Here is a 25,352-nt window from a genome sequence, read left to right as displayed (position 1 = left end):
AGGGCCCCGCGCGACAGCCAGCCCTGCCGCGCGGGGCCCTCTCTGGATTGCCGCCCTGCCGCTTGGGGCCCTCCGGCGCATCCGCAGGTGGCGACTCTTGTCGTAAGGGGTGCCTGCCGGTCGCGTGGGGCTCGCCTCGTGTCCGCGGGGCGCCTCCCCATTGTGCGGGAGCTCGCCATGCGGCGTCGTGCGCCGGGAGCTACTCCTTTCCGACCAGCTCCGTTACTTCGAGGTTGGCGTCAGACGCATCAAGAGCTGCCTTGGGCCCAAAGACGCAGACGGCTTCGGGCGACGCACCGGGAGCGATGGCAGGAGCAAGCGCTCGCACGTCGGCCGCGCTCACGGAAAGCACCTGCTCGCGCATCGTGTTTCGCCAGTCAAGCGCACGGTTGTTGAAGAGGTCGATGTCCTGGCGCCTTGCCAGCTGCCTAGGCTTCACGGGCGCGTCGATGCTCGCGACGGACGAGACGATGTAGCCGGTGAGCTCGTCGTCGGTCGGCTGCCAGCCCCCAAGCCATGCGGAGGCCTGGTCGTAGCTGGCAAGCGTGCTGCTCACGCCTGGGTCGCGGAACGACCAGAAGCGGCGAAGCCCGTCGACGCTGACGCGGAAGCCGACGCCATATGCGCCGCCCTTCACGCGGACCCTGTTCCACAGGTAGTCGAGCGAGAGTGCGCTTGACGCAACCGCCCAGGTGCCAAGGTTTCCCTTGTCGATGTCAACCGGTGCGCTCGCACGCACGACGTAGCTGACGTCGGACGGAATCGCAAATCCTTCGCGCTTGACCTCGCACGAAGGCATCTCCAAGCGGTGCTCGCATACGTTGTGGCCCTGCTCCTCAAGGCCAAGGGTGCCGCCCGCCGCCCAGAAACGCTCGCGATCCTCGGCAGATCCCGTAAAGCTCACCGTGACTTCGTCGGCGGTAAAGATTCGGTCGGCAAGGTTGCACAGGATGTCAGGCAGCACGGTCTTGCGATAGTTCCAGTTGGCAAGGAGCTTCTTCAAGAAGAGGTAGTAGTCGATGCCGGCAATCTTGTTGGAGACAAGCGCGGCCGCCGAGAAGCAAGACGTTGCGCGCGCGAGCGCAGCCGCATGGCCGCTGGTGATGAAGTCCTGCTCCATGGCAACTTTTCGCTGCATCAGGATGTCGTGAATGCGGTCGAGGTCAAAGTAGAGCGTCTTGCCCCAGACCTCCTGCGGAATGGTGGCCAGTGCCTCGACGTTCTCGGAGAGCGCAGAGGCCGATACCACAAGCGCCGGGCGCGCGCTCGAGAGGTCGTCATCGTCGCCATAGGTCTCGCAGAAGAAGCTGAGCCCGCCTAGGTTCTGCTCGATCAGCGTGTCTAGCTCCGAGGCCGTGTGGAGCTTGGTGTCCAGCTTGCCGAGAAGGTCAAGCAGGATTCCGACGTAGGGAAGCTCGGCGGCTCCGACGCGGCGAATGTCAAAGTAGTGGTAGACGTAGTCGATCTTGTGGGTGTCGAGCTCGTGCGCGATGCAGGGGAGCGGCGCCTCGGGGCGGGCGGGCTGGGGCTCGGCCTTGGGTTCGAGGATGTCAGCGACTCCCAGCGTGGGCAGCTTCGCCAAGTCCTCAGGCTTGTCGGGAGCCTCCTGCTCTGAGCGGAGCGCCAGGACGTCGTCGGAAATTCTCTTGCGCTCCTCGGGGCTCATGGCGGCGAGCTTCTCCGCAAGCTCCCGCGTGTCGCTTCCTCCATTTTCCTTGTCGGAGGCGACAAGCTCAACGAGAGCCGTGTGGTCGCTTTCGGGCACAAGCTCGCTCAGCAGCCTCTCGAAGTAGCCCTTGTCGAGCCCGTCCTTCAGCTGGGAGAGGGCGTCCTCGTAGCGCAGGTAGTCAAACGGGCGCTCGTCGTCGTAAAGCCAGCTGGACATTGCGCGCATAGAGAGAGCGACGCCTGTGGGATAGTAGCCGTAGTCTCCCTCACGAAGATTGAACTCGGCCTGGGCGAGGGAGGCGGAGAGCTTCTCCTTGGGAATCCCCTCCTTGGACAGCTGCGAGCAGTACTTTTCGACCAGGCTGCGGAAGTGCTGGGCCGCTCCCTCGCGGGCCCCCTTGAGCTCAAAGACCACGTGAGGCTGCAGAACGTCGTCCACCAGCGCGTACTGGAAGTCGTTTGCAAGCCCCTCGTCCAGAACACGCCTCTTGAGCGGCGCTTCGTTTGAGCCACAAAGCGCGTCGAGAAGAACGTCCACTGCCAAGGTGCGCTGGCGGGTGGGGTTCTTGATCACGTAAGCAAGGCCGACGGAAGCGTTGTCCGGCGTAGTTGCCATCGAGAAGCTCTTGTCGTTTGCGCGAAGCGGCGCCTGCGCGGGAAGCGGGTTTGGCGCACCAGCCTGGCGGTCTGCTGCGTTTTGGAAACGCTTGTCGACAAAGGCAAGCTCGCGGTCAATGTCCATGTCGCCATAGAAGATCGTGTAGCTGTTGGCAAGCGTGTAATGGCGGGCGTGCGCGTCAATAAAGCCCTGGTACGTAAGGGTGGGGATGGCCTCGGGAGTGCCGCCCGACTCATAGTGGTACGGCGTGTCGGGGAAGAGCGCACGCTGGATCTCAAGGTAAAGAGTCTCGTCCGGGTCGGAAAGGGCGCCGCGCATCTCGTTCAAGACGACGCCGTTTCTGCTGAGCGTAGAGCCGTCCTCGGAGAGCTCGTAATGCCAGCCTTCCTGCTGGAAGATGCGAGGACGCTGGTAGATTGCCGGGTGAAGGACGGCGTCAAGATAGACGCCCATGAGGTTCTCCAGGTCGGCAGTGTTGGTAGAGGCCACGGGGTACATGGTCTTGTCGCTAAAGGTGAGGGCGTTCAGAAACGTCTGCATGGACGTCTTCAGCAGATGGACAAAAGGCTCCTTCACGGGGTAGTCGTCAGAGCCGCAAAGAACCGAGTGCTCAATGATGTGGAAGACGCCCGTGTCATCTGCCGGCGGGGTCTTGAAGGCAATTGCGAACGACTTGTTGTTGTCGGCGCAAGCAATCCACATGGCGCGAGCGCCGCTTGCTTGGTGGCGCATAACGTAGATGGTTCCGGAGACCTCGGGGACGGGCGTTGCGGAAAGAACCTCAAACCCGGCGTGGACGCTGCCTGGGGCAAGCGAAGGGTCCGGCGTCAGGAAGTCCTTCTGAAAAGATGATGCGGTGTCACTCATGTGATCCTCCTTGATACTTGGACTTCATGACTGTATCACCTTGCCCGCGCGCATATGAAACAGGGCCTCCGAAGAGGCCCTGTGCGCTAGATTTGCTCCATGTATGCTGCGACCGACGAGTACCACTTTGCCGCGTTGGGCGGGCAATACTTCTGGGTCATCGACCACGTGAGATACGAGCCGTAGCCAGAGGAGAGGCCGGCGACGTGCGCCCAAATGGCGGTGTTCCAGTCGGACCAGCTTGAGCTTCCCCAGCCCCAAGCGTTGTGAGACTTGAAGCAGTACAGGCCCTTGCTGCTCTCGACGGCTGCGATGGCAGGGGAGAGCCTGGGGTCGATGCCGTAAGTCCAAGCTGCCTCGGCGAAGGTCTCGCCGTAGCCAGCAAGCGGGGAGCCGGCGAGGAACGAGTTGATGCGAGAGCCCCAGCTTGAGACAAACGTTGCCTTGTCGGTGTTCCAATTGACGGTGCTGCCGCTGTAGTCGGTGCTGCCAGAGTTGGAGCTGTCAGAAGAGGAGCTGCCGGAGTTGCTCGAAGTGTCGGAGCTCGTGTCGGTGCTGGTAGAGCTGGAGTCATCGGAGGAGCTTGCCGGAACCTCGACGGTGGCCTCGGTGCCGGACTCGGTGGTGAAGGTGCTGCCTGCGTCAGTGGCGGCTTCCTCAAGGGCCTGCTTTGCGGCCTCTTCCTCGGCAGCCTGCTCTTCTGCAATCTGCTCTTGCAGGGCGGTCCTTGCGTCCTGGGCTTCCTTCAAGGCGTCGGCGGCATTTTGCTGCTCTTGCTGGGCAGCGGCAAGCTCGGTGTCAAGCTCTGCCTCAGTGTCGTTCAGCTCGTTCGTCAAGCTGACAAGCTCAGTGATTTGGTCGGTGTTGTAAGACGAGATGGAGTCAAGAAATTGGACTGCCTGGAGGAAGTCGTAGAAGTCATCGGTCGAGAGCAGCAGGTCAATGATGCCAAGAGAGCTCTGCTCGAGCTTGTACTGCGAACGGATGCTCGAGGCGGCCTGCTCGCGAACGCTGGGCAGCTGCTCTTTGATCTCTTGGATGCGCTGCTGGTTCTGGTCGATCTGAGTTTGGATCTCAGTGACGCGCTCAGTGGCTTCGTCGTAGGCGGCGCTCGTCTCGGTCACTCGCTGAGTCAGCTCGTCGATGGTCTCTGCCAGCGCGCTTACGGGTCGTACCAGTACAGCCACCATAGTGGCGACAAGACCCAAGGCGATAAGGGCCAGCGCCCTTGAGCATGGTCTTGTTTGGGCAGTCGCTTGCAAGGCTATACCTCCGCTGTCGGCGTGCCCTAGGGGCCCGCGTTCACCTTCTCTCTTACGACAGCGTATTTTATACCAGAGTTTATGACCTCACGCTTTTAGCATATTTCCGCGACACGGCGAAACACCTAGGCACGAAAAAAGACTGTAAAAATCGAGAGTGCATAAAACTGGCTATTTTATAAATTTCTTGATATCCGCGCAGGTAAACGGCTTATCGCTTACTTCACAACCAGCACGTCGCAAGGGACGGAGCGGGTCAAGAAGGTAGAAATAGAGCCGAGAATTGCGTACTTAATTGATGAGAGACCTCGCGCGCCGCAGATGACAAGGTCAGGCTCGATCACGTCGATCATCTCGTCCTTCAAGGTCTCGCGGATGCGTCCGGCCTTAACGATGACCTCGACCTTCTTGATTTGCGGCTCGGACTCAGCCTCGGCAACTTGGTCGGCGATGGAGTTCCTGAAGTCCTTCTCCAGAGAGGGGATGAGGTCAACAGGGAATGACCCGGCCGTCTCGAGGGCCGTGGAGTCAATCACGTGGCCAATGTAGAGCTCTGCGTTGTCATTTGCCGCCAGCACGATGGCGCGGTTCAGCACCTCGTTTTGCTTGTCGGTGCCGTCAAGGGAGACAAAAATCTTGTCGTAGCCAAGGTCCTGATAAGTGGTCGTAGTCGTTTCTGCCATGATGTGCCCCCTTCAGAGAGACCTACATTGCTTTCTGTCTACCCCTTTGGCGCCGCCGAGCGCGAAACGTAACTGGCGGACGGTACCGCCTTTGTCAGTCAGCGTAGTTTTTCCTTGGAAGCTCGCCCGCGAAGACGAAAGCATGGTCATCTCGCGCGAAGATTGACCAATCTGACTTTCTCCACCGAACCTCGTGAGGGAGGCATTTGTGAATCTCATCGAGATAGTAAAGACTGTCATTTACGGCATTGTCGAGGGCATCACCGAATGGCTGCCCATTTCGTCAACTGGTCACATGCTGCTGCTGAACCAGATCATGCCGCTGGACGTGAGCCAAGACTTCTGGGACATGTTCCTCGTGGTGATTCAGCTGGGAGCCATCATCGCCGTCCTGGTGCTGTTCTTCCACAAGCTGAACCCGTTCTCATCTAAGAAGAACGCCACCGAGAAGCGCCAAACTTGGTCGCTTTGGGGAAAGGCCATCGTAGGCTGCATTCCTGCAGCCATCGTGGGCATCCCGCTGGACGACTGGATGGAGGAGCATCTTGGAAGCCCCTTCGTGATTGCCGCAGCCCTCATTGCGTACGGCATTGCGTTCATCGCTATCGAGTCGGTGCGAGAGCGCAAGGCGGCAGGGCTTCTCGCTTCGGGCAAAGCCGCAGCTACAGGCTCTGTTTACACGCCCAAGCACCTTGCCGTAGCCCATTCTGCTGAGCCTCTTACCGTCTCGCAGCTTGCCGATGCCGACGCGCGCGTGACGGACATCGACGAGCTTGATTGGAAGACGGTCATCGGCATTGGCCTTTTCCAGGTGCTTTCCATCGTGCCGGGCACTTCTCGCTCTGGATCCACGATCATCGGCGGCCTTCTTCTGGGCTGCTCGCGAGCAGTTGCTGCCGAGTTCACGTTCTACATGGCCATCCCTGTCATGTTTGGCGCCTCGGGGCTTCGCCTTGTGAAGTACTTCGTCAAGGGCAACACCTTCACGATGGACGAGGTGACCATTCTTCTTGTGGGCTGCGTCGTCGCGTTTCTCGTGTCTCTTGCCGCCATCCGCTTCCTCATGGACTTTGTGAAGAAGCACGACTTCAAGCCCTTCGGCTGGTACCGCATCATCCTGGGCATTGTCGTCATTGCGTACTTCGCTCTTCTGGGGTAGTGCCTGAAGGAAAACTTTTTATATATGCGCCGTTTGGAGCGCCCGGACCGCATTGCCTGGTCCGGGCGTTTCTCTTTTCGTCTCAAGTTGGCGTCAATGTGGCTTAAAATGAAGCTCAGATACTAACAAATACAAAGAAATTGCAGGTAGAAAGCAATACAATGCTGTTTCATAAAATGAAACAAATTCCATATCAGGGTATCTGAACCAGAAACCTTCGTGTGCTCCTTAACGCCTTCCCGGTCACGTATGGTGAATTCGCAAGCAGCAAGTAAAGCCGATTCAAAAGCGCGTCACCCGCGCTTTGGCGGCAAAACGGAAAGGTGTGAGCATCAATGAGCGAGAAGCGTTATAACGTCTGCATCGTCGGCGGCGGCAGCACATATACCCCTGGTTTCCTCAAGTCTTTCGTGCGCCTGCAGAAGGACTTCCCTCTCAATCGCCTTGTCCTTTTTGACATCGACGGCGATCGCCAGCGCCCCGTTGGCCAGTTTGGCGAGATTCTCTTCCGCGAGATGTATCCCGACGCCAAGATCAGCTATACGACTGACGAGGCCGAGGCCTACAAGGACATGGACTTCATCTTCATGCAGATGCGCTCCGGCGGCCTGCAGGGTCGTTGGTCTGACGAGCACACCTGCTTTGACCACGGCATCATTGGTCAGGAGACCGTAGGCGCCGGGGGCATGGCATATGGCATGCGCTCGATTGGCGACATGATCCATGCCATCCACGCCATCCGCAGCTACTCGCCGAACGCTTGGTGCCTTAACTACTCCAACCCTGCGGCAATCGTTGCCGAGGCTCTTCGCCGCGAGTTCCCCGACGACAAGCGCATCCTCAACATCTGCGACCAGCCCGAAAACGTCGTTCGCTCCACCAGCAGGCTTCTGGACGTTGACTGGAACGACCTTGAGCCTGTCTACTTTGGCCTTAACCACTATGGCTGGTTCACGCACATGTATTACAAGCCGACGGGCGAGGACCTTATGCCCAAGATCCGCAAGCTCGTTCACGAGAAGGGCTTCCTCCCGCAAGACGCCGAGCAGCGTGATCCTTCTTGGCTGGAGACGTACGGCAACGTCCAGATGATGATGGAGGACTACCCCGACTACCTCCCCAACACCTACGACCAGTACTACCTGTATCCGCTTTACAAGTTTGAGCATCTGAACAAGGCTCGCTTGGACGCTGGCAACAAGACCCGTGCCGACGAGGTCATCGAGGGCAGGGAGGCTCGCGCGTTCGGTGAGTGCCACCGCTGCATCGAGGCCGGCACCACCAAGGGCATCGTCGACATCCACTCCGACGCCCACGCAGAGATGATGATCGAGGTTGCTTCCGCCATCGCTCACAACACCGGTCGCCGCTACATCATCATCACCGAGAACAACGGTCTCATCAACAACATGCAAGACGACGCAATGGTTGAGGTTGTGGCCGAGCTTACCGCCAATGGCCCTCGTCCCATGGGCGTTGGCAACATCCCGCAGTTCTACCTGGGTCTTCTCGTCCAGCAGGTCTCCTGCGAGAAGCTGCTTGTGGATGCCTACTTCGAGCACAGCTACTCCAAGGTCATGCAGGCACTTACGCTCAACCGTCTTGTGAACGACACCAACAAGGCTCGCGAAATTCTCGACGTTTTGATCGAGGAGAACAAGGATTACTGGCCAGAGCTTCATTAACGGAAGTTTGGAGCTGTCGGGAAGGGCAGCTCCTTGGTAAGGGCAAGGCGACCGCTCGGATACTTTCCGAGCGGCCGCGCTAGTAAATGTGAACAATGAGGGAGAGGAAAAGATGGCAGAGAAGAAGGAGCGGGGTAGCGTAACGAACTACCTCTCGAAGCTGGGGCAAAGCCTCATGCTGCCGATCGCGGCGCTTTCGGTTGTTGGTCTCTTGCTTGGTTTGATGAGCGCTCTCACGAAGGACGCCGTCGTCGCTGCGATTCCCGCTTTTGCGGCAACGGAGCCGGTGGGCTTTGTCTTTGCCACCATCAAGTCCGTTGCGAGCGCGGTCTATAGTCAGATTCCTGCGCTCTTTGCCATTTGCCTCGCCTTGGGCCTGGCAAAGAAGGACAAGGAGATCGCCGCGTTCTCTGGCTTTGTCGGCTATTACACCTTCCTTGCTGCAGGAGCGGCAATGGTCAACAGCGGTCTTGTTGACTTCAGCTCTCTTGACACCGCTACCGTGCTTGGTATTGAGGGCGTGCCCAACATGTCCGCTTTTGGCGGCATCATCGTTGGCTGCCTGACCGCAGCGCTTCACGACCGCTTTATCGACACCAAGCTTCCCGTTGCCATCTCTTTCTATGGCGGCAAGCGTTCCGTCGCCATCGTGGTCTTTGGCGTCATGCTGCTCTTGGGCATTGTCTCGCCGTTCGTGTGGCTCCCTCTTTCTGTTGCCATCAACGCTCTTGGCGCTGCCATCGCAAGCTTGGGCAACTTTGGCGTCTTCCTCTTTGGTCTTGCGGAGCGCGGCCTTATCCCGACCGGCTTGCACCACATCATCAACCAGCTGTTCCGCACGACCGAGATTGGCGGAACCCTGGGCGATACCGTCGGCGCTCTGAACATCTTCTATGCGAACGTTGACACCATGGGCACCGCTGCGCTCTCCGACTACACGCGCTACCTTGCAGAGGGCAAGTTCCCGTTCATGCTCTTTGGTCTTCCTGGTGCTGCTCTTGCTATCTACAAGGCTGCTCCCGCCGAGCGCCGCGACAGCGTCAAGGCCCTCATGATTGCTGGCGCCGTGACCGCCTTCGTCTCTGGCATCACTGAGCCTCTCGAGTTCACGTTCCTCTTTGCCGCACCTGCCCTTTACGCCTTCCACTCTGTGATGGCCGGCCTCTCCTTCATGATCGTCCACATGCTGGGCGTCTCCATCGGCGGCACTGGCGGCGGCATCATCGACTTCTTCATCTGGGGCGTTCTGCAGCCGGGCTCCAATTGGTTCTTGGTCATCCCCGTTGGCGTTGTCTACTTCTTCGTGTACTACTTCGTCTTCTACAAGTACCTGACGACCAAGCATGTTGTTATCGACGCGCCTGACGACTCCCAGCAGGTAGAGACGACCGCCGAGGTTGCAGAAGGCACCCTTACCCCGCAGCTCACGCTCATCATTGAGGGTCTTGGCGGCGTGGACAACATCGTGAACATCAACAACTGCATTACGCGCCTTCGTGTGGACGTTAAGGACATGGACCAGATTGACGAGGACATGCTGAAGAAGTCTGGAGCCATGGGAATCAAGCGCATGAGCGACACGCACGTTCACGTGATTTACGGCCCCGCAGTGGAGAACATCGCGACTCAGCTTCACTCGGTGCTGAAGATGTAGCTCTTGGCACATGGCTTCGGCGCAGGTATTGGGCGGAGGATCTTTCGGGATCCTCCGCCCTTCTCTTGCCTGCGCTGGTGGTGGCTTTAGACCGAATCGGACTCTGAGCGAGCAGCAATGACGGCGTCAACCATCAAATCTGCAACCATGAACTGGGTGTATCGGGAATTGAGGTCAATGCTGTCCATGCGCAGCTTTGAGCTGGCAGCATAGAAGGTGAGGGTCGCTAGCTTTGCCAAGGGGCTCTCGACATTCGAGCAGACGGCAATAAGCGGGACGTCGTTTTTCTTTGCAATGATGGCGGCCTTGACTACGGGGATAGTTCTTCCGCCAGAGGAGAAGATGACGGCGGCGTCCTTTGACGTGAACTGGGCTGCGTCGCGATAGGCAAACGGCGGGTCAAGGTAATGGCGACAAGGACGACCGATTCTCTCCAAGTACTCGGAAAGATACTTGGAAGGAAATTCGGAGAGCCCGCGCCCAAAGCTGAAGACGCGGTTTGCCTGCACAAGATATCTTCCAGCCTGAAGCATGGCCTCAGCGCTCAGCGACAAGGTTGTTCTCGCTGCCTCTTTTTCAAGCTGGTCTATTCCGCTTTTCGGGTCAAAGGGGACGGTGGCGTCCGTCGCGACGGATTGGCTTTGGTCTCCGCGCAGTTCTCGGGCAATGCGGTAACGGAGGTCAGAGTAGCCGGAAAGACCCAGCTTTTTGCAAGCGCGCTCGATGACGGCTGGCGAGCTCAAGGCGCTTTCCGCCGCCTCGTCTAGCGTCGACTTTGCGATCTGGCTTAAGTGAAGCTCTGTGTAATAAAGAAAGTCCAGCTCGCCGGGGGTGAGCTTTGTCAGAACGTCGTCGGTGAACCCTTCGATCATGCTAGGTCCTCCTTCACAACGTTTCCGTGCGGATGGCGGTGCGCATACGTGCGAGCAAGCTCATCGACCACGGCGATTATTCCAAGGCGTGAAGCAACGTCCGCATCGGCGCCTCGGTGTGCGGCAACGGCAAAGAAGCAGACGTCGGAGAGGTCTACAAGCTCGCTTTCGAGGGAGCTTGTGATGCTTACCACGCGCATTCCGCGGCGGCGTGCTTCTCGAGCCACTTTGACGGTGCTTTCTGAGCCGGAAACGCTTGCGCAAACGACGATGGTCGAGGGGTCGGAAGACTTGACGGTGTCGATGGCGGAATCGTGGTTTGGGCTACAGATGTTTGGGCGAGACGCGGAGAAGAGATAGTGGTGCAGATACTCCATCGCAATGTGGGTGAGACCGCCGCCTACCAGGACAATGTCGCTTCCCTCGGCAAACCAATCGGCGACCGTCTCGATATCGGAAAGGCTGCAAAGACTGAGGGTAGTTCTTGTCTCAAAGAAAGGATTGCGATTGCGAGCTGGGGCTTCTTGCTGCGTGTTGGAAGATGAGGACTTTGAGAGCGAGTAGCGCATCTCGGCGTAGCCAGCGTAGCCTAGCTTCTTCGAAAGCCTGACGACCGTGGCGGCCGAGGTGCCGGCATGCTCTGCCAAGGTCCTGACGTCCATGCCCCGCACCAAGTCGTTGTTTCTTTGGATGAAGCTGAGAACTTTTCGCTCGGAGGTTGTAAAGCCGCGCTGTGCTTGCGACGCATGCATTGATTCGGCCATATGCGGACCTCCAGACGCAACTTGAGAATGGGAATGGGGCGGGTAAGACCCGGACGGGTTAATTATCCCTATTGTTTGCAAGCGGGGGCGACCCAAATCTGCGGGATTTTGGCGCTGCTATTGTTATATTCACACTCTTGTAAAACTGATATCAATCGAGAGGTTTGACGTAATGCCAAGCGTACTGTTCATTTGCCATGGCAACATCTGCCGGTCAACGATGGCGCAGTTTGTTCTTGAAGATATGGCTCGCCGCGCCGGCGAGAGCGACCGTTATCTGATTGACTCTGCCGCCACGCATACTGACGAGATTGGCTCCGGCCCTCATTACGGCACTGTGCGCAAGCTGCGCGAAGAGGGGATTTCCGTGGGCGAGCACGTGGCGCGGCTGGTGAGCAAGGGCGATTACGAGCGCTTTGACCACATCGTGTACATGGACGCCGAAAATCGGCATGCGCTTCTTCGCGTCTTTGGGGGAGATCCCAACGGCAAGCTGAGCAGGCTCCTTGATTGGGCTGGAATCCACAGAGACGTTGCCGACCCTTGGTACACAGGCGACTTTGATGCAACATTTGATGATGTCATGGCGGGTTGCAAAGCACTCTTCTCAGCGCTTCAAGCTGGCGAGGAGCTGTGATGGCGAGGGGCGCTGACGGCAGCAAGAACATGGAGCTTCTTGCTCCAGCGGGCGGCTTTGAGCAGCTGAAAGAGGCAATCCACTTTGGCGCTGACGCGGTCTATCTTGCGGGAAAGCGCTGGGGCATGCGTGCTGCGTCAGATAACTTTTCTAACGACCAGCTGGCTCAGGCAGTGGAGTATGCGCACAAGAGGGGCGTGGCCGTGCACGTTACGGCCAATACCGTTATGCGCGACGAAGACATCGATGCCCTTCCAAGCTACTTTGCTCTTTTAAATGAGCTGCAGGTAGATGCCGTAATCGTGGCGGATTTGGGAGCCTTCACGTTGCTTCGGCGCTACGCGCCGGACGTTGCCCCGCACATCTCCACGCAAGCGTCCATCATGAACGCGGCCTCGGCTCTTGCTTGGGAGAGGCTGGGGGCTCGGCGCGTCGTGCTTGCTCGCGAGATGACGCTGTCCCAGATTGCAGAGCTGAGGCGCCGCGTCGGAAGCGATCTTGAGCTTGAGGCGTTTGCCCACGGTGCGCAATGCATGGCGTATTCCGGTCGCTGCCTTCTTTCCGCGGACCTTGTGGGCCCCGAAAGGTCCGCCGCGCGAGGCGCCTGCACGCAACCTTGCCGTTGGGCTTGGGGTCTTGTGGACGCAAAGGCCGGTGCGCGGCTTGACCTTGAGCAAGACCAGCAAGCTAGCTACCTTCTTTCGTCAAACGACCTTTGCATGATCGGGCATCTTGACCAGATGCGCGACGCGGGCATTGACGCGATCAAGCTGGAGGGTCGCTCGAAAGGCGCCTATTACGCCGGCTGCGTCACAAATGCGTACCGTCACGTTCTTGATGGGGAGCCGGTCCAGCCTTGGCTGGACGAGCTTCAGCTGGTAAGCCACCGTCCGTATTCGACGGGGTTCTTCTTTGGCAAAGGTCAGCAGAACCCTGGACGCGTTGATTACGAGCGTCGTCGCTCCCTGGTGGGCGTTGTGGACTCTTGCGAGCGCGATGGCGACGGGTGGCTGGTGCAAATAGCGTGCCGAAACCGCGCGGCAGCCGGGTCGGTCGTCGACGTCCTTTCCCCCGGGCACGAAGTCAGGCATTTTGCGCTTGAAGAGGACCTTGTGACCAACGGAGTCATCTATCAGCAGCACATTTCGTATCCCGTGGAGCCGCTTGACCTTGTTTGCTGCAAAGGTCAGTGCGCATAACCTCCACGAGTGGGGGCAATAAGGGCCTTGTCGTGGAGGTTATGCGCACTCGATATCGCCGCAGTGTGGCAAAACCAAGCGCAAATCCGCAGGTCAAGGCTGGCTGGCGCTTCCCCAGCATTTTCAGGTTGGCGTACATAACCTCCATCGCCGCAGGTAGAGCGCCTGCCCCGCAAGCCGTGGCCTTGCGGCCAGTGTCATGGGGGTTATGCGCACCGCCGATTGTTGTCCTTCCGGTCGGCTAGACTCTTGAAGGACAAAACGACCCCTTGGGAGAAGACGCATGCCATTCGATTCGCAGCAGAACGCAACATCCTCCATCATTGACCTCAACGGTCTGAACCCTGCTCAGCGAGACGCCGTGCTTTGCACGCGCGGGCCCTTGCTGGTTCTTGCAGGCGCCGGCTCCGGCAAGACGCGCGTGCTTACGTACCGCATCGCGCACATGATTGCCGACGAAGGCGTGGCTCCTTGGCAAGTTCTGGCCATCACCTTCACCAACAAGGCTGCAGCCGAGATGCGCGACCGTCTGGGGCAGCTTCTTCCTGGCGGCACTCGCGGCATGTGGGTCTGCACGTTCCACGCCATGTGCGTTCGCATGCTTCGCGACGACCCCGAGCTGGTTGGCTACAAGCCGAATTTCTCAATTTATGACGAGGACGACCAAAAGCGCCTGGTCAACAGCATCATGAACGACTTGGACATCGACCCCAAGCAGTTCCCGCCTCGCTCAATCCGCGCACGCATCTCGTCCGCCAAGAACGCCATGGTTGGTCCCGACGAGCTGTCAAGCTCCTCTTCTCCGCTGGACCAAAAGGCCGCCAAGGTCTATCGCGAGCTGCAGATTCGCCTTGCGCGAGCCAACGCCATGGACTTCGACGACCTCCTTATCAAGGCTTACGAGCTTCTTTACAAGAACCCGCAAGTCTTGAATGCCTACCAAGAGCGCTTCAAGCAAATCTCGGTGGACGAGTACCAAGACACCAACGCCGTCCAGTACGCAATCACCAACTTGCTTGCCAGCAAGTACCGCAACCTTATGGTCGTGGGCGATGACGACCAGTCCATTTACTCTTGGCGTGGCGCCGACATCAAGAACATCCTCTCCTTCGAGAAGGACTATCCCGACGCCCACGTGGTCAAGCTTGAGCAAAACTATCGCTCCACCGGTCACATCTTGTCGGCGGCCAACGCCGTCGTTGCTAACAACTCGCACCGCAAGCCCAAGCGACTCTTCACTGACGCCGGCGATGGCGAGAAGATCAGGGTCTTCCAGGCTTCTGACGAGCGCGACGAAGGCCGCTGGATTGGCGCCGAGATAGAGAAGCTGCACGACAAGGGCACAAGCTACGACGACATCGCAGTCTTCTACCGCACCAACGCCCAGTCCCGCATCCTCGAAGACATGTTCTTGCGCGCCGGCGTTCCGTACAAGATCGTGGGCGGCACGCGCTTCTTCGACCGCGCCGAGATCCGTGACGTCATGGCGTACTTGAAACTGGTCGTGAACCCGAACGACGACGTCTCGGCCATGCGCGTTGTCAACACGCCGCGCCGTGGCATCGGCTCCACCTCAATTGCCAAGATCTCAAGCTTCGCGCGCCAGCACGGCCTCTCGTTCTTTGAGGCTTGCGAGTCTTGCATAGGGGAGGAAGGCCTTCTGACTCCCAGGGTCCGCCGCGGCCTTGGCGACTTTGTGGGCGCCATCGAGGCCGGGCGCCACTTCTCGGGCGACCTCTCGAAGGTAGTCGAGATGGTCATCGAGAAGACCGGCCTCATCAAGGCGCTCGAGGCAGAGCAGACCGTTGAGGCGGACAGCCGCATCGACAACATCAAAGAGTTCTACAGCGTCGCCGCCGAGTTTGACGAGACGCACGACGACACCGTCGAGGCCCTTGAGAGCATGGACCAGCTTCGCGCTGCAGGCGTCGCTTCCGACGGCCAGCCGGCAAGCCAGCCCGCCGCTGCCACTGCCCCGGCCGCAAACGACCTTCCGCCCGTCGCTGCCGAGAAGCTCCCCGCCTTCCTTGAGTGGCTTGCTCTCCGCTCTGACCTTGACTCCCTTGCTGGCTCCTCAAGCGCCGTCACGCTCATGACGATTCACTCTGCAAAGGGTCTGGAGTTCCCCGTCGTCTTTGTCTCGGGCATGGAGGAAGGCGTGTTCCCGCACTTGACCTCATCCGATGACCCGGGCCACCTTGAGGAAGAGCGCCGCTTGGCATACGTGGCCATCACCCGCGCCCGCCGCCGCCTGTACCTGACGTATGCAACTACCAGGCACATGTTTGGCTCCGTGCAGTCCTATCCGCGCAGCCGCTTCCTTGAGGAGATTCCCTCCACAGACGTCGAGCTTGTGGGCGTGGGCTCCTCCGGCTTTGGCGGCGTGGGCTGGGAGAAGCGCGGCGACCGCCATGGCACCTTTGGCAGCGGCCGCGGCTCCGAAGTCTACGGCGGTCACGTCTTTGGCTCGCACACGCGCTCTACCGGTGGATCTGCGGCACCTGCCGCCCGCCCGCGCACCCAAGCGCCAAAGCGCGACGCCGCAAAGGCAGCAGAAACCTTTGCGCCCGGCGACCGCATCTCGCACAAGACCTTTGGCCCCGGCGTCGTGATTGCCGCCAAGGGCGACACCATCGAGGTTCGCTTTACGCGCACGGGAAAGACGAAGAAGCTCATGAAGGGCTTTGCGCCCATCGTGAAGATTGAAGGCTAGATGGAAGACTTGCTTGCTGACATCGACACGTCCGCGCTGGTAGGAAAGATCATCTTCCTTGTTGTGGTCGTTCTTATCGCGCTTCTGGTGCAGCGCATCGTGGTGCGTGCCATGCGCCGTGCGCTTGATGCGTCCGGCATGCCAAAGGCGTCCATCTTCATCAACATCGTCAGAACCATCATTTGGCTCTTTGCCTTGCTGGCGGTGCTGGAGCCCGTCTTTGGAATTGAGCCGACGGCCTTCATGGCAGCCTTGGGCGTCACCTCGGTGATCATCTCGTTCGGCCTTCAAGACACCGTCTCGAATGTGGTGGCAGGCATCGGCCTTATGGCTGGACATGTCGTTATGCCGGGCGACAAAGTTTCCGTCGGCGGCTTTGATGGCGTTGTCGAGGACGTCAGTTGGCGCTCCACGACGGTCAAGAACCGCGACGGCCGCATCCAAGTGATCCCCAACTCGGTTCTGAACAAGACGGCTCTCACGCGCTTGACCGATTGGTCCGTCACAGACTGCGCTGTCTCGTTCTTAGTGAGCCCCTCGACAGACTTGGACGCTTGCGCCCAAGAGGTGGCCGAGCTTGCCAAGAAGGTCAGCGGCTCCGTGATGGCTCCAGGCTTTGAGACCGAGGTGCAGTTCAGCGAAGTCACCGCCTTTGGCATCCAAGGCACTGCTCACATGCATCTTGTTGATGGGACAAATTTCTCTGTCGAGAAGGACAAGCTTATTCGCGCCATGTCTTCTCGCCCTTGGTTCTGCAAGGGTCAAGACGAAGAAGCGCGTCAGTAGGCGCTAGGTTTGAAAGAAGGACCAGCTATGGAGAAGATTGCAAGCTTTACGGTGAACCACTTGTTGCTTGAGCCCGGCGTCTACGTGAGCCGCATTGACAAAGACCCTGCTAGCGGAGCCGTCGTCACCACCTTTGACCTGCGCTTGACCGCTCCCAACCGCGAGCCGGTCATGGACACGGCAGCGGCGCACGCAATCGAGCACTTGGGCGCTACGTTCCTTCGCGCCGACGAAGAGTGGAAAGACCGCATTGTCTACTTTGGCCCCATGGGCTGCCGCACCGGCTTCTACCTGCTTGTCTTTGGCGAGTGCACCGCCAAAGAGATCGTGCCGCTCGTCCGTCGCTGCTTCGAGTTCATCCGCGACTTTGAGGGTCAGATTCCTGGCGCCCGCCCGGCGGAGTGTGGCAACTGGCACGATTCCGACCTTGTGCAAGCAAAGTGGTGGGCTCGCCATTACCTTTCGAAGACGCTGGAGAACATCGACGAGGCTCACATGACATATCCGGAGGCAACTGATGAGCAATAAGACTGAAGCCGACCGCCCCGAAAAGGCGGGCCGCGTTGGCATCATTGGGGCGATGGACGTTGAGGTTGCCCTTCTGAAGAGCGCCCTCAAGGACCCCAGCACTCTGACGGTGGCAAACATGGACTTTGTCTCGGGCAAGCTGGGCTCGACTGACGTCGTCGTTGTGAAGTGCGGCGTCGGCAAAGTTGACGCTGGCATTTGCGTGCAAGTGCTGGTAGACCGCCTTGGCGTGACGCGCGTCATCAACACGGGCGTGGCCGGGTCCCTTGACGCATCGCTTGACGTGGGAGACTTGGTTGTCTCTCGCGACCTTTGCTATCACGACGTGGACGCCACGATCTTTGGCTACAAGCCGGGCGAGGTCCCTGGGCTTAAGCGCCGCTTCTTCGAGGCCGACCAGACTCTTGTCGAGGCCGCTCTTGCTGCGGCCCATGAGGTTGCGCCTGAGGTCAACGCCGTTGAGGGAAGGGTCGTCTCTGGCGATCAATTTATCTCGACCGACGATGACAAGCGCCGCTTGGCAGCCCAGTTTGGCGGCATGTGCTGCGAGATGGAAGGCGCCGCAGTTGCGCAAGCGGCTTGGCTGAACAACGTGCCTTTTGTTGTGGTCAGGGCAATCTCCGACAAGGTGGGAAGCACGACGCCCGTGGAGTACGCCGTCTTTGAGGAGAAGGCAGCCCACCATTGCGCTGCCATCGTCCAGCGCATGGTTGAAAGCCTGTAGCTAAAAGCCATATCAAAAAAGAAAGCGGGGCGCAGCCGTCAGGGTGCGTCCCGCTTTGCTGTCAGGCCTTGCGAATGCCGGCTAAGCAACCGGCTGAATGCCAATGCCCACCAGGTAGGGACCGGTGTGCACAAGAAGGTCGGGCGAGACGCCAGAGCGCACGAACTCGACGGCGTTGTCAACTTGGCGGCTGACCTTTGCCTCTAGCTCGTCAAACATCTGGCAAGCGTCAGAGCAGCAAAGCGCAATGCGGACCTTGTTGTACTTTCGCGCTTCCTGCTCGATCAGAGAAACCTGCGTGTCGATGGAACGCTCCCAGCCGCGCGACTTCTTGGCGACAACGTAGCGGCCTTCCTCGTTGCACGTGATGACAGGCTTGATGTTCAGGACAGAGCCAATGCGGTAGACGGCCTCGGAGATGCGGCCGCCGGCGCGCAGGTAGTCAAGGCTTTTGACCGAGAAGAAAATGGAGCTTCTGCTAGCGACAAGCGAAACCGTTGCCTCAAGGTTCGAAAGCGGCACGCCCGCCTCGATCTCGCGGACGGTCTCCATAACCAGCATGCCGGCGCCGATGCCGATGCTCTTGGTGTCAATCACGACGACGGGGAAATTCTCCATCTGCTCGGCAACCATACGTGCAGTGTTGTTTGTGGCAGAAAGCCCAGACGAGATGCTCACGAAGACGGCGCCTTCGTAGCCGTCTTCCTTTGCGCGGTCAAAGGTTTGGCGGATGGTGGCCGGCGAGGGGAGAGACGTCGTAGGAATCTCGTGCTGAAGGCGCTCGATCAGCTGAGCACCAGTAATGGTGACGCCACTTTCATAGCTGGAGCCGTCCGAGAAGTTGATGCGCAGCGGCACGATACGAACGTCGTGCTCGCGCGCAAACTGCGCCGGGGTGTCGGTACCCGAATCAGTGATGACGGCGATGCGCTGGCTGTTCAACAGTCCCTCCAAACCCTTCTTCACGAGAACCACAGTAGCAGTCTCGCAAGCTTTGTACTACTATAACAACAGCATCTAGTTTTGAAAACCAGATAATGTAATTCTCAAAAATACTTAAGGAGGTCAGATGAAGGAGCAATGCGCAACGCCCGTCCTAGATGAGGGAACAGAGGCTGTCGATGAAGACCAACGTGCCGAAGAGCGTCGTCGCGCCCTGGCCGAGCGCATGTCCCAGCTTCACATTTCGCGCTCGTCAGAGCTGCCACGTCTTGACCTCTACCTTGACCAGCTTTTGAGCTTTGTCTCGCAAGAGCTCTCGTTCATGCAGCTCCCCGACGAGGGACCGTTGGTGACGGGCTCAATGGTCAACAACTACGTCAAGCTTCATGTGCTGCCGGCGCCCATCAAGCACCGCTACACGCGCAAGCACGTGGCAGTTCTTATCTGCGTCTGCGCTTTCAAGCGCGTCTTTTCCATCTCGCAGGTTGCCAAGGTAGTTCACATGGTCTCGCGCGAGGACGTCGACGAGTTTCAGGTTTACGACGAGCTTTGCTCGGCGCTTGAATGCTCTTTGGCCGAGCAGTTTGCCGTCAGCCCCGAGTTTGTGGTTCCGGCAGTCGAGCCTGAGATCCATCTTGTCTCAAAGCATGAGGGAAAGTCTCTCACCTTGCTTGAGCGCACGCTTGAGGCCTCGGTCGTAAGCCTTGCCTCAAAGATCTATGTCGACCAGCTTCTGGCCACCGACTCCACCGACTCCAGCTCCAACTAGGAAACGTTGGAAACTGTCCGCCGCCTTAGTAGTATTGAAGGCAGCAACAAGCGCCGGCTGACTTGCGGCGCAACAAGGTAACGAGGGCCCGTCATTCGGGTCACACCTCTCTTTGGAAAGAGAACAAATATGGCAAGCATTTACGGTGACCCCGTCGTCGTGAGGCGCGCGGAGCGTCGAGGAACGCTGCGCAAGGTGACCTCCAACGGCACCATCGCCGCAGCCGTTATGGTGCTCGGCGCAATCCTGGCGGTAATCACGGCGAACTCCGATGCCTACGAGGCAATCGAGGCAGTTCTTCACACCCCGCTCTCCGTGGGAATCGGGCCGTTTGTGGCCACGATTACCGTCGAGTCGTTTGTGAACGACTTCCTCATGGCCATCTTCTTCTTGCTGGTTGGCATCGAGCTGAAGTACGAGATGACTGTCGGCCAGCTGAGAAAGCCCAGGCAAGCCGCCTTGCCCATGCTGGCTGCCGTTGGCGGCGTTGCCATGCCCGCCATCATCTACCTGCTGATCAACTGGGGCGGCGCCACGCATGGCTGGGCCACGCCCATCGCAACGGACATCGCCTTTGCCTTGGGCGTCATGTCGCTTCTGGGTGACAGGATCTCTCCGGCTACAAAGGTCTTCTTCCAGACCTTGGCCATTGCCGACGACATCTTGGCCATCGTCGTGATTGCGCTCTTCTACGGTCAGACTCCAAACATCTCTTGGTGCGCGGCAACGCTTGGCGTCGTCGTCGTTCTTTGGGGAATCTCCCGCGCCCGCGTTTACTCTCTGAAGCCGTACGTTCTTGTGGGCTTTGTCCTTTGGGTCTGCATGTACAACTCGGGAATTCACGCAACGTTGGCAGGTGTCATCTTGGCGTTCTTCCTGCCTTCTCGCTCTGACGTGCGCCTTTCCAGCCTTTCTCGCTGGCTTGACGCCCGCGCTCGCGAGCTTGACGACAACTACGACGACGAGAGCCACGTTCTTGGCCAGCACGACTTCACCAGCTCCGCAAAGCGCGTCGAGCGCGTGATGCACCACGTGACCCCGCCTCTGCAGCGCATGGAGCAGTACATCTCGGTGCCGGTTAACTTTGTCATCCTTCCTATCTTTGCGTTCGTGAACGCGCAGATCAGGCTTGTGGGCGTTGACCTTGGCGCCGTCGTTGCCGACCCTGTCACCCGAGGCGTCTACTTTGGCGCCGTTCTGGGCAAGCCCATCGGCATCATCCTCGTGACGTTCCTTCTGGTGAAGATTGGCTTTGCCAAGCTTCCAAAGCACGTCGATTGGCTGCAGATCATTGCCGTCGGCATCATGGGCGGCCTTGGCTTCACGATGTCCATCCTGATCAGCGGCCTTGCGTTCGTTGACCCCAAGGAGGTCATGGCCGCAAAGGTGGCCATTCTCTCCGCCTCTGTCACGAGCGCCATCCTGGGGCTCCTCTTTGTCCACGTCGCAAGCGCGATTGTGAACGGAAAGAAAGGCGGCGAGAAGGATGGCGGCCACGACGACGGCAAGCGCTCTCCCGAAGAGATTGCCGGAGCCTAAAGGAGGCTGCCAGCTACGGCTTGCATAACGAGGCCCGCTTTTGCTGTCTGCGAAAGCGGGCCTACTCTTCATATATGTATGAGCTGGCTATTTGCGCGTGCTTGCGCCTTGCGTCGCGAGCGAGAGGCCTACTCCACCGTGCCGTACACGTATCCCCAGCCATGGGCCGTGATGATGGAGTTCAGCTGGTCGCAAAGGCGTACGCGCTTGTAGCTTCCGGCGGGGAGCAGCTCGACGACCTCCATGAGGTCGTCGCAAAGGTCGTCCATCTCGGCGCGCGTCAGGATGTCAATCTTGGAGATAGACCCAGACATGTTGTGCGCGTAGAGCTCGTTCACCAAGCGCTGCAGCTCGCCGTACTCCTCGGAGCGAGCGCTGCCATGGGTGACCGAACGGGGCGTTTGGTGTGTGTCATGTCGTTTCATCATGTTGCTATGGTAACAGCTGATGTCAGGTTCGTTATTCACTAACTTGCGCGCGCTATACTTTCCCACACAGTTACTGGTGGCCTATAGGAGGAGCTATGCCAACCGCATACGAGCGCATGTCTGACGCAGAACTATCCGCGGCGATTGCCGCCCTTGAGTCCCAAGCCGACGAGCTTCGCGCCAAGGGACTCAAGCTTGATATGGCTCGCGGCAAGCCCAGCCCTCAGCAGACGGCGCTCTCAAAGCCGATGCTTGACCTGCTGAACTCCTCTTCTGACCTCACTGACCAAGGCGTTGCCGTCGACAACTACGGCGCGCCCGACGGTCTTCCCTCTGCGCGGGCCTTGGCTGCAGAGATCTTGGGCGTCGACCCCAAGAACGTGGTAGTCATTGGGTCTTCGAGCCTTAACCTGATGCACGATGTCATTTGCCATGCCTACACGCACGGCATCGGCGGCAACAAGCCGTGGAGCCAGCAGGGAAAGATCCGCTTCCTGTGCCCCTCTCCCGGCTACGACCGCCACTTCAAGGTGACGGCGCACTATGGCATCGAAAACGTGCCCATCCCCATGAATGAGGACGGCCCTGATATGGCCATGGTCAAGCGCCTTGTCGAGGGCGACCCCTCGGTCAAGGGCATTTGGTGCGTGCCCAAGTACGCCAACCCCACCGGCGCGGTCTATTCCGATGCCGTTGTGCGCAAGTTCGCTTCGCTTGAGCCCGCTGCGCCTGACTTCCGCATCTTCTGGGACAACGCGTACGTTGTTCACACCTTCAGGGGAGAGGGCGAGGAGCTCCTCAACATCTTTGACGCGCTGAAGGAGACCGGCAAGGACGACCTTGTCTACGAGTTTGGCTCCACGGCCAAGGTGACGTTCCCCAGCTCAGGCATGGCGTTCATGACGGCGAGCCCCGCAGACATGTCAGACATCCGCGCCGCCTTCTCGGTCATGCGCGTCTCTCCCGAGAAGATCTCGCAGCTTGCGCACGTGAAGTTCCTGCGCAACCTCGATGGCGTGAAAGCCCACATGGCCAAGCATGCCGAGATCGTCCGACCGCGCTTTGACCTCGTGCAGTCCAAGCTTCACGAGGGGCTGGATGGCCTTGACTGCGCCACTTGGACCAACCCGAACGGCGGATACTTTGTCTCGTTTGATGGTCCGCAGGGCTCCGCAAAGGCAACGGTCGCCTTGGCTGCGCAGCTGGGCGTCAAGCTGACTCCCGCCGGCGCAACGTGGCCCTATGGAAAGGACCCCAACGACAGCAACATCCGCATTGCCCCCACCTATCCCACGCTCGACGATCTGGGCAGCGCGCTCGACGTCTTCGTCGTGGCTGTCAAGCTGGTCTCCGCCCGTCTGGCGATGGAAGAGCGCAAGTAGCGCCACCTTTCCCCACAAGCACGCATCCTGCGGCGTCTGGGCGCTCTGCTCGGGCGCCGCTTTTTCTGCAGAAGCGTCGCTGGGGAGGATGGAGACCGTCAGATAGCATCGAGAGTGTTCGGACTTCTCGCCATTACATATAAAACTTATATGGAAGCCGGGTTTGAAATGTATTATTTCTTTCTATCTGCTACGTCTAGCATTAGTTGAACGAGAACGTTCTTCTCGTGGGCCCTCTGTGCACGCGAGTTTTGTAGAATCATATCTCGCGCGCATCGGTCTCGCTACGCATGGGCGATGTGTCATACATTAAAGAGTCGCGGGACCAGAGGCACCGAGTAACGCTCTTGCTGAAAGTGGAAAGGTACGAGGCAGATGTCTAAGAAGCCTACGAATAAGGCGGCAAAGAAGAACAAGGCAGCTGACAAGGCGCGCGCCAGCCAGGCAGCTGACAAGAAGGAGAAGGCAAAGAAGGGGACCGTCTCCACCCCCATCAAAATCGCCGCCATCGTTTTCGCGTTTCTCATGGTGGTCTCGCTGATGCTGCCCACGCTCTCTACTGCCATTTCCCAGTCGAACGCTCAGCAGGAGGAGAGCCAGTCCGACGAGAGCTCCTCGAGCTCGGACAGCAGCAGCTCCTCGGACAGCTCGTCTGACTCCAGCGACTCCAGCGACTCCAGCGACGACTCCAGCACGTCGAGCGCCGACGACGAGTACCAGAGCATCGTGAGCTCGCTCGAGGAGAAGTACTCTCAAGACCCAGACAACCTCGCAACGCTTCTGAACCTCGGACAGAACTACATGCGCTGGGGCGTCACCGTGCTCTATAGCACGACGACCGACGAAGACACCACGCATGGAAATGAGCTTCTCGAGAAGGCCGTTGACTACTACAACCAGTATCTCGAGCTCAAGGACTCCAATGCGGTTAGGGTGGACATCGCGCTCTGCAAGTTCTACGAGGGCGATACCACCGAAGCGCTGACCGAGCTCGAAGAGCTGACCACGAACTCTCCTGACTACGCTCCCGGCTGGGCCAACCTTGGCATGGTGCAGGAAAGCCAGGGCGACACCGACGCCGCGAAGGAGTCTTACCAGAAGGCCATCGACAACGATCCCGACGACGAGTATGGCGCTAAGACCTATGCACAAGAGCGCCTGGACTCTTTGAACTCCTCGTCCTCTACCACGACAACCACGAGCACCGACACCAGCACGACCACCTCTACCAGCACGACGAGCAGCGGAGCGCAGGGTCTGTCGGAAACGCTCGGCAGCATCTCCGGAACGTCTCTTTAAGCATTGGGGGAACCATGAGCATTGATATTACGAAGGCAGACACTCAGCAGGGCAGGCGCGTAAGCGTCTCTGGAGAAGTGGACGTGTCGAACGCCTCTGCGCTGCGCGAAGCAATCACGCAAGAGCTTGACGGGGGAGTGAAGAACCTGGCGATTGACCTTTCTCAGGTCCCCTACATCGACTCAACGGGAATCGGCGTGCTCGTAGGCGCCGCGCACCGCGCCGCCGAGGGCGGCTGCGCCTTCTCGGTCGAGCGCCCACAGCGAAACGTCGCACGCGTCCTTTCGCTTTTGGGCGTCGGCGCCGACCTGAACGTCATTGACCCTCAGCAGTAATGCGAGCCCGCGTGGCTAGCCCGCGCGGCTTCGTTTGGTTTTTGTCGCATCGAATTTAGGACACTGGAGGAATCGCCTGTGTTTGGCATCGGAGAAACAGAGCTGGTAATCATCCTGCTCTTTGCGTTCCTGATCTTCGGGCCCGACAAGCTGCCTGGAATTGGCAGAACTGTCGGTCGCGCCCTTCGTCAGTTCAGAAATGCACAGGAGGGATTCACGAAGGTCGTCCAGACTGAGATCGTCGACCCCGCCACCGAGGCGATGAGCGACACGCCCAAGAAGCCCAACCGAGACCGCGCTTCCGAGTCTGACGATGACGCCGATATCGACGATGGCTCCGCGACGCCAAAGTCTCGCAAGACCGAGACCTTTGCCGAGCGAAAGCAGCGCCTTGAGCGCGAGCGTGCCGAAGCTGAGGCCGCAGCCGCGGCAAGCGGTCAGAGCGAAGATGCCCAGCCCGGGGAAGCCGTTGCTGAAGACGCCGACGCTGCTGCCGACTCCGATGCTGACGTGTCCGCCGCTGCCTCTGAGTCGGAGGCTCCCAAGGCAGAGGCGCCCAAGACGGCCGAGGCCGCCAAGCCTGAGCCTTCAAAGCCCGCCACGGCGGCAGACCTCTATGCCATGAGGCCCAAGAAGAACGTCGAGGACAAGCCCGAGGAGAAGCCCGAGCCCGCCGCAGAGTCCGCCAAGCCCGAGCCCGCCGCAGAGTCCGCCAAGCCCGAGCCCGCCGCAGAGTCCGCCAAGCCCGAGCCCGCCGCAGCTCCTGCCGCGACTGAAGCAACCGACGAAACTGGAGAGGAGGACGGGAGCACGCAGGCGTAGAGCCCGCCTCCCAACA

At 59.3% G+C, this 25,352-nt stretch carries 22 protein-coding genes; 15 read left to right on the top strand and 7 right to left on the bottom strand.

The window, feature by feature from the left end; all coding sequences use genetic code 11:
* Nucleotides 1–199 precede the first annotated feature (199 nt).
* The 3 genes from ACOYJL_RS05705 to ACOYJL_RS05695 all read right to left on the bottom strand — a co-directional run bounded on the left by ACOYJL_RS05705 (nt 200) and on the right by ACOYJL_RS05695 (nt 5,099).
* Nucleotides 200–3,154: an insulinase family protein gene (locus tag ACOYJL_RS05705; RefSeq protein ID WP_433569260.1), complete on the bottom strand. Its 2,955-nt coding sequence runs from the start codon at nt 3,152–3,154 to the stop codon at nt 200–202.
* An 86-nt stretch (nt 3,155–3,240) separates the two neighbouring features.
* Nucleotides 3,241–4,344, bottom strand: coding sequence for a coiled-coil domain-containing protein (locus ACOYJL_RS05700; protein WP_433569259.1), 1,104 nt, complete (start codon nt 4,342–4,344; stop codon nt 3,241–3,243).
* A 290-nt stretch (nt 4,345–4,634) separates the two neighbouring features.
* Complete coding sequence (locus tag ACOYJL_RS05695) at nt 4,635–5,099, bottom strand: universal stress protein (protein WP_433569258.1); 465 nt, start codon at nt 5,097–5,099, stop codon at nt 4,635–4,637.
* A gap of 208 nt (nt 5,100–5,307) precedes the next feature.
* On the opposite strand from ACOYJL_RS05695, the gene ACOYJL_RS05690 reads away from it, so the two are divergent.
* The 3 genes from ACOYJL_RS05690 (at nt 5,308) to ACOYJL_RS05680 (ending at nt 9,597) form a co-directional block, all read left to right on the top strand.
* The gene (locus tag ACOYJL_RS05690; RefSeq protein WP_433569257.1) at nt 5,308–6,258 is read left to right on the top strand and encodes an undecaprenyl-diphosphate phosphatase; all 951 of its coding nucleotides are present in this window, start codon (nt 5,308–5,310) and stop codon (nt 6,256–6,258) included.
* A 335-nt stretch (nt 6,259–6,593) separates the two neighbouring features.
* A complete protein-coding gene (locus ACOYJL_RS05685) occupies nt 6,594–7,943 on the top strand; it encodes a 6-phospho-alpha-glucosidase (RefSeq protein ID WP_433569256.1) in 1,350 nt (449 codons plus the stop codon).
* 112 nt (nt 7,944–8,055) lie between these two features.
* Nucleotides 8,056–9,597 (top strand): PTS transporter subunit EIIC, encoded by a 1,542-nt coding sequence (locus ACOYJL_RS05680; protein ID WP_433569255.1) that lies wholly within the window; start codon nt 8,056–8,058, stop codon nt 9,595–9,597.
* A gap of 86 nt (nt 9,598–9,683) precedes the next feature.
* On the opposite strand, the gene ACOYJL_RS05675 is transcribed toward ACOYJL_RS05680, so the two are convergent.
* Complete coding sequence (locus ACOYJL_RS05675; RefSeq protein ID WP_433569254.1) at nt 9,684–10,469, bottom strand: MurR/RpiR family transcriptional regulator; 786 nt, start codon at nt 10,467–10,469, stop codon at nt 9,684–9,686.
* Nucleotides 10,466–11,233 (bottom strand): MurR/RpiR family transcriptional regulator, encoded by a 768-nt coding sequence (locus tag ACOYJL_RS05670; protein ID WP_433569253.1) that lies wholly within the window; start codon nt 11,231–11,233, stop codon nt 10,466–10,468. The genes ACOYJL_RS05675 and ACOYJL_RS05670 overlap by 4 nt, the downstream gene beginning before the upstream one ends.
* Before the next feature lie 172 nt (nt 11,234–11,405).
* Here ACOYJL_RS05670 and ACOYJL_RS05665 point away from each other — a divergent pair, with 172 nt between their 5' ends.
* From ACOYJL_RS05665 to ACOYJL_RS05640, 6 genes are all read left to right on the top strand, one after another.
* Entirely contained in the window at nt 11,406–11,870 is a 465-nt protein-coding gene (locus tag ACOYJL_RS05665) for a low molecular weight protein-tyrosine-phosphatase (RefSeq protein ID WP_433569252.1), read from the top strand.
* Nucleotides 11,870–13,069 carry a peptidase U32 family protein gene (locus ACOYJL_RS05660; protein ID WP_433569251.1) on the top strand — a complete coding sequence of 400 codons (1,200 nt, stop codon included), beginning with the start codon at nt 11,870–11,872 and terminating at the stop codon, nt 13,067–13,069. The genes ACOYJL_RS05665 and ACOYJL_RS05660 overlap by 1 nt, the downstream gene beginning before the upstream one ends.
* Before the next feature lie 283 nt (nt 13,070–13,352).
* The gene (locus ACOYJL_RS05655) at nt 13,353–15,782 is read left to right on the top strand and encodes an ATP-dependent helicase (protein ID WP_433569250.1); all 2,430 of its coding nucleotides are present in this window, start codon (nt 13,353–13,355) and stop codon (nt 15,780–15,782) included.
* Complete coding sequence (locus ACOYJL_RS05650; RefSeq protein WP_433569249.1) at nt 15,783–16,568, top strand: mechanosensitive ion channel family protein; 786 nt, start codon at nt 15,783–15,785, stop codon at nt 16,566–16,568.
* A 27-nt stretch (nt 16,569–16,595) separates the two neighbouring features.
* Nucleotides 16,596–17,096: an S-ribosylhomocysteine lyase gene (locus ACOYJL_RS05645; RefSeq protein WP_433569248.1), complete on the top strand. Its 501-nt coding sequence runs from the start codon at nt 16,596–16,598 to the stop codon at nt 17,094–17,096.
* Nucleotides 17,086–17,820: a 5'-methylthioadenosine/adenosylhomocysteine nucleosidase gene (locus ACOYJL_RS05640; protein WP_433569247.1), complete on the top strand. Its 735-nt coding sequence runs from the start codon at nt 17,086–17,088 to the stop codon at nt 17,818–17,820. Before ACOYJL_RS05645 ends, ACOYJL_RS05640 begins: the two co-directional genes overlap by 11 nt.
* Nucleotides 17,821–17,901: 81 nt before the next feature.
* Here the strand turns inward: ACOYJL_RS05640 and ACOYJL_RS05635 are convergent, their stop codons facing one another.
* On the bottom strand, nt 17,902–18,762 hold the full coding sequence (locus tag ACOYJL_RS05635; RefSeq protein ID WP_433569246.1) for a DegV family protein: 861 nt from the start codon (nt 18,760–18,762) through the stop codon (nt 17,902–17,904).
* Between the two features lie 127 nt (nt 18,763–18,889).
* On the opposite strand from ACOYJL_RS05635, the gene ACOYJL_RS05630 reads away from it, so the two are divergent.
* Nucleotides 18,890–19,531: a DUF1836 domain-containing protein gene (locus tag ACOYJL_RS05630; RefSeq protein ID WP_433569245.1), complete on the top strand. Its 642-nt coding sequence runs from the start codon at nt 18,890–18,892 to the stop codon at nt 19,529–19,531.
* A 129-nt stretch (nt 19,532–19,660) separates the two neighbouring features.
* Complete coding sequence (gene nhaA / locus ACOYJL_RS05625) at nt 19,661–21,070, top strand: Na+/H+ antiporter NhaA (protein ID WP_433569244.1); 1,410 nt, start codon at nt 19,661–19,663, stop codon at nt 21,068–21,070.
* A 128-nt stretch (nt 21,071–21,198) separates the two neighbouring features.
* Here nhaA and ACOYJL_RS05620 read toward each other — a convergent pair whose 3' ends face one another.
* Nucleotides 21,199–21,495, bottom strand: coding sequence for a hypothetical protein (locus ACOYJL_RS05620; RefSeq protein WP_433569243.1), 297 nt, complete (start codon nt 21,493–21,495; stop codon nt 21,199–21,201).
* A 98-nt stretch (nt 21,496–21,593) separates the two neighbouring features.
* On the opposite strand from ACOYJL_RS05620, the gene ACOYJL_RS05615 reads away from it, so the two are divergent.
* The 4 genes from ACOYJL_RS05615 (at nt 21,594) to ACOYJL_RS05600 (ending at nt 25,336) form a co-directional block, all read left to right on the top strand.
* Nucleotides 21,594–22,880: an aminotransferase class I/II-fold pyridoxal phosphate-dependent enzyme gene (locus ACOYJL_RS05615; protein ID WP_433569242.1), complete on the top strand. Its 1,287-nt coding sequence runs from the start codon at nt 21,594–21,596 to the stop codon at nt 22,878–22,880.
* A 375-nt stretch (nt 22,881–23,255) separates the two neighbouring features.
* Entirely contained in the window at nt 23,256–24,179 is a 924-nt protein-coding gene (locus tag ACOYJL_RS05610; protein ID WP_433569241.1) for a tetratricopeptide repeat protein, read from the top strand.
* Nucleotides 24,180–24,193: 14 nt separating this feature from the next.
* Entirely contained in the window at nt 24,194–24,514 is a 321-nt protein-coding gene (locus tag ACOYJL_RS05605) for an STAS domain-containing protein (protein ID WP_433569240.1), read from the top strand.
* Between the two features lie 78 nt (nt 24,515–24,592).
* Nucleotides 24,593–25,336 carry a twin-arginine translocase TatA/TatE family subunit gene (locus ACOYJL_RS05600; protein ID WP_433569239.1) on the top strand — a complete coding sequence of 248 codons (744 nt, stop codon included), beginning with the start codon at nt 24,593–24,595 and terminating at the stop codon, nt 25,334–25,336.
* Nucleotides 25,337–25,352: the final 16 nt, after the last annotated feature.

The sequence above is a fragment of the Tractidigestivibacter sp. genome (genome assembly GCF_050946515.1).
Taxonomy (GTDB): Bacteria; Actinomycetota; Coriobacteriia; order Coriobacteriales; family Atopobiaceae; genus Tractidigestivibacter.
This window is presented reverse-complemented; position numbering and strand designations above follow the sequence as displayed.